The organism is Pseudoalteromonas sp. SG41-1 (assembly GCF_014164575.1).
GTDB lineage: Bacteria > Pseudomonadota > Gammaproteobacteria > Enterobacterales > Alteromonadaceae > Pseudoalteromonas > Pseudoalteromonas rhizosphaerae.
This window is the reverse complement of the sequence record NZ_JACJFL010000015.1, coordinates 82,029-90,596: the sequence shown is the minus strand read 5'-3', so window position 1 is coordinate 90,596 and position 8,568 is coordinate 82,029. Positions and strand designations below refer to the sequence as shown.

The following is an 8,568-nucleotide window of genomic DNA, read 5'->3' as shown; positions in this document are numbered from 1 at the left end:
AGGTCAAAGGTCAAAGGTATTTTAAGGATAATATGTTTAAGCGTGTAGGTTGGGGGTTATTAATTCTAGTGCTAAGTGTACTTTCACTTGGCTATATTTTTCGCATGCCGATCACCTTGCATTTTGTTGCTCCTCCACTGCATCAAGCTGGAGTTGAACTGCATTGTTTGGATTGGTCGTTAACAACCAATCTGGATCTCCATGTACAGCGAGCATGTATTGGCTATCAAGGGCAGTTGCTTGAATTAGCTGATATTACGGCCAATACTCAAAACATCACGGTTAACCGTGCAAATTTAATACTGGTAAACCATGATTCTTCGACTGAGCCTAGTGTGGCTAAAAAGCTTGCTTTGGCGCTACCGCAAGCTCGCCCGTTGTTACACCTAAAACGTTTAGTGATCACTCAGTCTCAATTAAAAAAGCCACTTATTATCAGCATAAATGAGCCGATGTTAAATGAGTTTGTTGTTACTGGTGATGTAAAAGCTGAGGTTGACGTTAAAAATACCAAGCTGGCAGGAAATATTGAGCTTGATGAGCGACTACTTTCTACATTTAAGGCTGCGACTGTAAACTCGATTGCAGGACTTAATTTAACTAGCCAACATAGGTTCGTTTTTGATGGTATTGCACTCGATATAGACACTCAGTTAGGTGCTGATTTCACTTACGCCATTAATACCTGCTCGATGACAATTAAAAGTAGTGGCAAAGTCAGTAGTCACTATAACTTAAATTCAAAAACATTAACCCTAGATGCTCAGCAATTAGCAACAACACTCAATGGCAAAAATGAGTGTTTACAAAGTTTGGGTGGTGTTATCGATGATGATGCACAGCAGCAATTTGTTACTCGGCAAATACCGTTAAATTGGCGATTAGTTTTACCTAGTAAGATCATTGTGCAAGACACTCAATTGACATTAGATCAGCTAACATTGCAGGCAGGATCACAACTGCTAATGAATGTTAAACAGTTAGCGGTTGATATAAAGAATCCTTTAGAAACCCTATTGGCACAATTCGCGTTGTCGTTTTCGAGTGATGATATTGCATTATTAGATATAGCCGCGAGTGTTGTTAGCAGTGATATTGATGGTAACTATCAGTTAAAAGTGGCTACGCTGCCTGATTTTATCGATGTTGATGCGCAGCATATTAGTGCACAAGGGCATTTTTCAATAAATAGCATATTGGCTGCACAGCCTGCTCTCGAATTGTCAGCACAATTAGCGCTGGGGCAATTAAAAGTGCATGATATTGGCATTGATAATTACCAAGCAACTTTTAAGGCGAAGCTACAAAGTAATCAATACTTAACCGCTAGCTTATCGAGTCAGATTGATACTGTTAATATGAGGAGTATTAAACTATCTCAGCTGACGAATCAGCTAACTGCTGCAGGAAGTTTGTCAGCAGGGGAATTGTTTTTTGATTTAACCAGTGAAACAAAGTTAGCCAAGCTACAAACCGAAGAGTTACGACTTAACGACATTCGCATAAGCTCAACAGGTTTACAAAGTCGTGCCTTGCAAGCATCTCATCATATATATGTAGAAGGGATAGAGCTTGTAGCAATGCATAATATAACAAGCACAGCTCATCCATTTGAGGTGATAATTTCAGAGCAGTTAGTTACTAAGCTTAACCCACTGCTTCATCAATTTGTGCCGCTTGCAACCTTAACTGATGGTAAAGTCAGTGGCCGTATTGCTGGTGATATTAATCTGCAACAGGCCGATCTCTCTTTACAGGTAGTCGGTGTAAGTGGTTTATACACAGATTACCTTGCTAAGCATTTTAATACTCAATTTATAGGTCGTTATGATTCAGGGCAGCTTAATGTTGTGCCTTCTACATTTGAACTAAATGAATTACGAGCTGGTGCTGTGGTGAAGCAGCTAACAGGGTTTTGGCAAGTGCGGGCAAATGAACTTGCTGTTACGGAGCTTACAGGGAAGGTTATGGGAGGGCATTTTTTGCTGGATAAATATCGCCTTACAGAAGAGCCGCAACAAGCATTAGTTACATTTGACAATATAGATGCTAGCAAGGTCATTACCCTTGATGCTAAATCGGGTATTAGCTTAACTGGAAATGTAGCTGGACACTTGCCTGTTTACTTCACAAAAGCGGGTATTGAGGTTAAAGGTGGGCAGCTTGTTAATCAAGGTGCTGCTAAATTACTTATCACTGATAATGCAGCTTTTAATTCGGTAAAGGCTCAACAACAAGAGTTAGGGCCTATACTTGGCTTGCTTGAAAATTTAGATATTCAGAGTATTAAAAGTAGTGTTAACTTAAAACCTGACGGCTGGATGACCTTAGGCGTTAATTTGCAAGGGTATAATCAACAGCAAGCACAGCAAGTTAATTTTAACTATAATCATGAAGAAAACGTGTTCACACTATTACGAGCACTGCGCTTAAGTGATGAAATTACGCAAAAAGTTGAACAAGAGTATTCAACAAGAGGAAGTAATAATGACTAAATGGTTAGTTATATTGACCGCATTGGGATTACTCAGTGCATGTACGCATCGTGTTGAGGTGGCCGCCAAGGAGCCTATAACAATTAACTTAAATGTTAAGGTCGATCATGAAATCCGCGTAAAAGTTGATAAAGAACTCGACAGTTTATTTAGTGATGACAGCGAATTATTTTAAGGAGCAAGTATGAATATAGTAAAAAATAAAAAACTAAGCATTGTCACTTTATTAAGTGCGGTGTGTTTGTCGTTTTCGGCTTGGGCCATTTCGTTAGATGATGCAAAAAATCAAGGGCTAGTAGGTGAGGATAGCTCGGGCTATTTAGGGCTTGTGGTGCAAAATGCAGAGGCAAAAGCGGTGGTTGATGAAATTAATGCAAAACGTAAAGCACAATATTTAAAGCTCGCTAAAAAGAACAACTTGTCGCTTTCTCAAGTAGAAGCGCTGGCAGCTGCTAAAACGATTGAGAAAACCCAATCGGGTCACTTTGTTGAAGTGAACGGAGAATGGGTTAAAAAGTAACATTCCTTTTTGCTAAAAGCTGAGTGACTAAGCGCTCGGCTTTTTGCATCCAGCAAGTAATTGTTGCCAAAAGTCGATGCCTTTTCGGCGAGCTAAATTGATGTTGTGATCTGGAATTGATTCAGGTTCATTATAATCATCAAGTGCTGCACTCATACTAGCCTCACGAATTAGATGTAAGGTAGGAAAAGGCGCGCGGTTAGTGTAATTTGCTGCATCATTGTCATCACTATCGGCAAACACATAGTCAGGATGAAAGTTGGCTATTTGATATTTACCTTCAAAGCCTTGGGCAACTAATAGCGCATTGGCTAAATCCACTAAATCTAAAAATTCCTCAAAGTCAGTAAAGCCTTGTTCAAACATCAATAATGTAGTCTCTCGAGTCGGTTGTTGATCAAGTTCAATACATTGTTCGATCATCTCCATCACAGCATCATCAATGCTGGTTGCTTGGCTAGTTTGATAATGAATGCAATTATTTTCAACTTCTTTACGGGCAAAGGGGCAAAAGTTATATTTAACAATGACATTAGCTACCCATAAGCGGGTTTGTTGTTCTGGTAAGGTTAATTTTGTTTGTTCAGTCATTGTGTGGCTCTAAAAATTTATTAATGATGGTGATCGTTTTCGCGATGGCGCCTTGGTTGTTAGCAACACATTGTGCTGCCTGTAGACCTAGCTGCTGGCAAAACGCTGGTTGCTGATGAAGCTCGTATAGTTGCTCCGCTAACTTCTTTGTATCGCTTACTTGTATACACCCACCTGATGCAATCAGTTCAGGGTAAACATGGTTGAAATTATAGGTATGCGGGCCTGTTAAAACACCGACAGAAAATGCCGCTGACTCGAGAGGGTTATGCCCGCCACGTGCAATTAAACTGCCGCCAATATAATTGATGTTGGCCATACCATATAAACATTGCAATTCACCTAAAGTATCAGCAAGGAGTACTTGCTCGCTTTGATAGTTATTTTTACTGCGGCGGCTAAAGCTCAATGGTGAGTCTTCAAGCAATGTGGCGACCTTATCAAATTGTTCTGGGTGGCGCGGCGCAATAACTAGCAGTGCATCTGGAATCTGTTTTAGCAGCTGCTGCTGAGCAGCTAATATCAGCTCATGCTCATTAGGGTGCGTGGAACCGGCAACCCAGATAAAACGCTGATTATTGTATTGGCTTTTTAGGGTGTCGACTTTGTCTAACTGCTCGCTAGTTGGCTTTATATCAAATTTAATTGAGCCAGTAATATGCACTTTTTGCTCATTGAGGCCAAGCTCAATAAAGCGTTTAGCGTCTTCATGATTATGACTAGCTAAAGCGGTAATTGATTGCATTATAACCTTAGTTAATGGCGCTACTTTTTGATAACCCTGTTGTGATTTTGCTGAAAGCCGCGCATTGAGTACCAGTACAGGAATATTCTGTTGTTTGCACTGCGCCATAAGATTAGGCCAAAGTTCGGTTTCTAAAATACACATTAACGTGGGTTTAACACGCTTTAAAAAGCGCGCTGTAGCACAAGGGTAATCAATAGGTAAATAGACGCACTGTACCGAGTCTTTAAAATTATTATGTATTTGTTCACGGCCTGTAGGGGTATTACAGGTTATCATAAATGAGTTACTTGGCTGCTGGTATTGTAGCTCTTTAAGCAAAGGCGTTGCAGCAAGTACTTCACCAACTGAAGCGCAATGGATCACAATTAGATCATCTTTTAATACTGTACTTTCTTGTGAGATGTTTTTTACTGTAATGAAGCCAAATCGTTCAGCAAAGTGCGCGCGATAACCTGCGTTCTTTTTACCTCTAAGTATATATAAATAAAAGGTTATGAGAGGACTTAGCAAATAAAGAATCAGTGAATAAAAAAAGCGTGCCATTTTTCAGCCTCGAATTATAAACACTAATGATAACGCGGATACACTTTAAGCAAAATGCGAAATTGTTAAAAAGCGTTAGAATAGAGAGTTTTGGGTGTTTAGTTACGGCTAATTTGGTAATATTTGCGTCCCTTAATGAAAAATATAGTCGTTATGAAATTCAAATTGATAAAAGCCGTGGTATTAACCAGTTTTATGAGTTGCGCATTGCCTTCACTTGCAACACCAACTGCTTACTTACCAATTGGCATGGATGCACAGCTTGATCATCAACTCGATACGTTATTTGCATTGACGTCAGGCACACCGATGACAAAGCCTTATCGCCTAAAGAAAGTTGAAGCGGCACTTACTAAATTGCAAAATGCACAGCCAAGTTTAGTCGCGGAAATACGTGCTAAAATTAAGCCTTATCAAGGCAGCGATAATATTACTCGAGTAGGTGTTAAGGTGCGTGCTGATGGCAGCAATGCAACCAAACTTGCCAATCAACGTGGTTTGAGCTCTGATGAGTGGGGGCAAGTATTCTTTGAGGGTATTTGGCGTCCTAATGACTATACCTTGATGCAAGTAGGTGTCGATTATCGCGCGAAGCAAAATAAATTTATTAATTATAATAGTTTTGTCAGCTTTGCTGGCGATGACTTGCAGTTAAATATTGGTTACAAAGAGCATTGGTTTTCGCCGTTCAAACAATCAGCTCAGATTGTTTCTACTAATGCCCGTACCTCGCCATCTATTTCATTAGGGATGGTGGCACCAGCTCATAATTGGTGGAACTTTGATTTTGAGCTTTACTATTCTGAGCTTGAGCATGTTGAAAAAGGCATATTATATCAAAATGAATTACATGATGGCACACCTCGTTTAGCTGGCACACATATTAGTTTAGAGCCTGTAGAGGGTTGGAAAATCGGCATTAATCGTATGATGCAATTTGGTGGTGGGCCTCGCGATGTTGGCTTTAGCGATGTAGTTAAAGCATTTTTTGATCCGGCTGGAAATGATAATAGCGAACTTGCTGGAGGTCCTGATAATGAGCTTGGCGACCAGTTTGCTTCAATAACAAGTGTTGTGAACTTTAATTGGGGAATACCAACAGAGCTTTATTTTGAGTATGGTGGTGAAGATACTAAAGAGCACCAAAACTACCAATTTGGTAATATTGTATATAGCTATGGGGTATTTTTACCTCAATTAACTAATGGTTTATCACTTCGCTATGAATATACTAACATGCATAGTCTTTGGTATAAGAATTACATATACCCGACGTTTGGTAATACTAATGATGGTTATGTAGTAGGGCATTATGCTGCCGATCAGCGTTATTTCGGTGATGGTGTGCCGTCGAACATTCATAGTATAGAAGCCGCTTATGCTGCCACCACAGGTTCATTTTGGCGTGCAAAATTTACTTTAATTGATAATGAAAGCGGCTATATTAATGATTATGGTAATGAGAGTGCGCATTACGAGCAAGGCATTGAATTACAAATTAGTAACAACCGAAAGTGGCAAGAATATAATATTGAAACAACTTTAACTTACGGCGAAGATGTATTTGGTGATAACTATACGTGGTTGTCAGTGGCACTTTTTTGGTAGTAGCTAGTCAGACTAATTTTGAGAGGATTACCCATGTCTAATATTGATTCTGTAGCGAGCAGCTACCTTGAAAGTTTAACCCGTCACCAAGTATTGTTTGAAACGATGGAAACATATCACCCTCAAGTAATGCAATTGCTTGAAGTTTGCCACAGTACTTTGCAAGCTGGTGGAAAAGTAGTTTGGTTTGGTAATGGTGGCAGCGCAGCAGATGCTCAGCATTTAGCAGCAGAGTTCGTCGTACGCTACAAATTAGAACGTGGCCCATTAGCATCTATGGCGCTAACAACCGACACTTCCATCTTAACTGCGCATAGTAATGACTATCACTTTGACACAGTTTTTGAGCGTCAAGTTCTTGCGTTATGTAAGCCTGAGGATTTAGTGATTGGTTTAACTACCTCTGGTACTAGCGCTAATATTAATTTAGCGTTAGCTGCTGCAAATGAAATAGGTGCTTATACAGTTGCATTTACAGGCCGCGATGGCGGTAAAGTAAAAGATATCGCTAAATTATCCATTATTATTAAAGATGACGAAACCGCACGTATTCAAGAAGCACATATGTTTATTGGTCATTGGTTATGTGAAGCCATTGATATGGTTGTAGCGGGGCAGAGTTAATGGATTTAGCGTTATTAAAAAAACTGTCTAACGCTAAAATATTAGTGGTTGGGGATGTGATGCTTGACCGTTATTGGCATGGTGATTCAGGGCGCATATCGCCAGAAGCACCTGTGCCTATAGTTAAAGTAAGTAAATTTGAAGATAAAGCCGGTGGCGCCGCAAACGTGGCAAAAAATATTGCCCGTTTAGATGGTAAAGTTGGCTTGTTGGGTTTAATTGGTGAAGATGAAAGCGGCCAAATATTAGAGCGAATTCTTGCTGATGAACGTATAGATTCACAATTAGTCAGTGTTTGTGATTTGCCAACTATTTCAAAAATGCGTGTGATTAGCCGTCATCAACAAGTCGTTAGACTTGACTTAGAAGAGATGTTTACTGAGCAACACAGTCAACTACTTTTAAACCGTCTGGAATTAGTATTAGATGAGTACGACTTTGTCTTGTTCTCAGATTATAACAAAGGCTCATTAAGCTTGATCCAGCAAATGATAAAACTTGCTAAAGGTGCTGGAAAAACAGTTCTAATTGATCCTAAATCCTCAGACTTAAACTTATATCGCGGTGCTGATTTTATTACTCCTAACTTGAATGAATTCAAGCTTGCCGGTGGTAAAACAGATTCGGAACAGCATTTAGCAGACAGTGCTCGAGCACTGATCAGCAATGCAGGGATCGCGGCCATGCTATTGACTCGCTCAGAGCAAGGTATGTCACTTATTAGTGCCGATGAAAAACACGATTTTGCAGCGCAACAGCTTGAAGTCAGTGATGTTACTGGCGCTGGTGATACTGTTATTGCAACTCTGGCGGTGATGTTAGGTGCAGGAATGCAGCCTAAAGATGCTGTGGAAATTGCTAACCTTGCGGCTGGAATTGCAGTGAGTAAATTAGGGGCAGCCACGGTATCGCCTGAAGAGTTAAGTCGTAAGTTAGGTCAATACTTACAAAAAACCGGCGAGCATTATCAAACCCCATTTGATGATGTGCTTCAGCATATTGAGTTTGCAAAGCAAAATGGTGAAACTATCGTGTTCACCAATGGTTGTTTTGACATTTTACATGCTGGGCATGTGCGTTACTTAGCACAAGCCAAAGCACGTGGAGATCGTCTAGTCGTCGGTTTAAATAATGATGAATCAATAACGCGTTTAAAAGGTCCTGAGCGCCCTATTAACCCGCTTGATGAGCGTGCTATGGTGCTGAGCGCTTTGGCATCAGTTGATTGGGTAATTCCATTTGGTGCAGTTGAAGAAAACGATACACCCGCTAAATTAATTGAGCTGATCAGTCCTGATATCTTAGTAAAGGGTGGAGATTACACTGTTGAACAAATTGCAGGCGCTGATCATGTACTTCGCCATGGCGGAAAAGTTGAAGTACTTGAGTTTTTAAATGGCTGCTCTACGTCAAAAGTGATCAGTAAAATAAAGGCTTAA

Annotated in this window: 8 protein-coding genes; 6 read left to right on the top strand and 2 right to left on the bottom strand. The window is 40.1% G+C overall.

The genetic code is table 11. The features are described 5' to 3' along the window. Nucleotides 1-32: 32 nt before the first annotated feature. From H5203_RS10960 to H5203_RS10950, 3 genes are read left to right on the top strand one after another with little or no spacing between them, the layout of a single operon-like run. On the top strand, nt 33-2,495 hold the full coding sequence (locus H5203_RS10960) for a YdbH domain-containing protein (RefSeq protein WP_145235038.1): 2,463 nt from the start codon (nt 33-35) through the stop codon (nt 2,493-2,495). Beyond that, nucleotides 2,488-2,670 carry a YnbE family lipoprotein gene (locus H5203_RS10955; RefSeq protein WP_145235041.1) on the top strand — a complete coding sequence of 61 codons (183 nt, stop codon included), beginning with the start codon at nt 2,488-2,490 and terminating at the stop codon, nt 2,668-2,670. Before H5203_RS10960 ends, H5203_RS10955 begins: the two co-directional genes overlap by 8 nt. A 9-nt stretch (nt 2,671-2,679) precedes the next feature. Continuing rightward, nucleotides 2,680-3,015, top strand: coding sequence for a YdbL family protein (locus H5203_RS10950; protein WP_145235043.1), 336 nt, complete (start codon nt 2,680-2,682; stop codon nt 3,013-3,015). Nucleotides 3,016-3,042: 27 nt separating this feature from the next. Here H5203_RS10950 and H5203_RS10945 read toward each other — a convergent pair whose 3' ends face one another. Further along, nucleotides 3,043-3,606 (bottom strand): DUF1415 domain-containing protein, encoded by a 564-nt coding sequence (locus H5203_RS10945; protein WP_145235046.1) that lies wholly within the window; start codon nt 3,604-3,606, stop codon nt 3,043-3,045. Further along, nucleotides 3,599-4,897 carry a lipid IV(A) 3-deoxy-D-manno-octulosonic acid transferase gene (waaA, locus tag H5203_RS10940; RefSeq protein ID WP_182819719.1) on the bottom strand — a complete coding sequence of 433 codons (1,299 nt, stop codon included), beginning with the start codon at nt 4,895-4,897 and terminating at the stop codon, nt 3,599-3,601. Before waaA ends, H5203_RS10945 begins: the two co-directional genes overlap by 8 nt. Before the next feature lie 153 nt (nt 4,898-5,050). Between waaA and H5203_RS10935 the strand changes: the two genes are divergently transcribed. The 3 genes from H5203_RS10935 to hldE are packed head-to-tail and all read left to right on the top strand — an operon-like array spanning nt 5,051 to nt 8,568. Next, complete coding sequence (locus tag H5203_RS10935) at nt 5,051-6,505, top strand: capsule assembly Wzi family protein (RefSeq protein WP_145235050.1); 1,455 nt, start codon at nt 5,051-5,053, stop codon at nt 6,503-6,505. Nucleotides 6,506-6,538: 33 nt separating this feature from the next. Further along, the gene (locus H5203_RS10930) at nt 6,539-7,129 is read left to right on the top strand and encodes an SIS domain-containing protein (protein ID WP_145235052.1); all 591 of its coding nucleotides are present in this window, start codon (nt 6,539-6,541) and stop codon (nt 7,127-7,129) included. Then, nucleotides 7,129-8,568, top strand: coding sequence for a bifunctional D-glycero-beta-D-manno-heptose-7-phosphate kinase/D-glycero-beta-D-manno-heptose 1-phosphate adenylyltransferase HldE (gene hldE, locus H5203_RS10925; RefSeq protein WP_145235054.1), 1,440 nt, complete (start codon nt 7,129-7,131; stop codon nt 8,566-8,568). The genes H5203_RS10930 and hldE overlap by 1 nt, the downstream gene beginning before the upstream one ends.

Bases quoted from the DNA above. Each gene is read 5' to 3' on its own strand.
- H5203_RS10945 (WP_145235046.1), bottom strand. From the start codon at position 3,606: ATGACTGAACAAACAAAATTAACCTTACCAGAACAACAAACCCGCTTA.
- waaA (WP_182819719.1), bottom strand. From the start codon at position 4,897: ATGGCACGCTTTTTTTATTCACTGATTCTTTATTTGCTAAGTCCTCTC.
- H5203_RS10935 (WP_145235050.1), top strand. From the start codon at position 5,051: ATGAAATTCAAATTGATAAAAGCCGTGGTATTAACCAGTTTTATGAGT.
- H5203_RS10955 (WP_145235041.1), top strand. From the start codon at position 2,488: ATGACTAAATGGTTAGTTATATTGACCGCATTGGGATTACTCAGTGCA.
- hldE (WP_145235054.1), top strand. From the start codon at position 7,129: ATGGATTTAGCGTTATTAAAAAAACTGTCTAACGCTAAAATATTAGTG.
- H5203_RS10950 (WP_145235043.1), top strand. From the start codon at position 2,680: ATGAATATAGTAAAAAATAAAAAACTAAGCATTGTCACTTTATTAAGT.
- H5203_RS10930 (WP_145235052.1), top strand. From the start codon at position 6,539: ATGTCTAATATTGATTCTGTAGCGAGCAGCTACCTTGAAAGTTTAACC.
- H5203_RS10960 (WP_145235038.1), top strand. From the start codon at position 33: ATGTTTAAGCGTGTAGGTTGGGGGTTATTAATTCTAGTGCTAAGTGTA.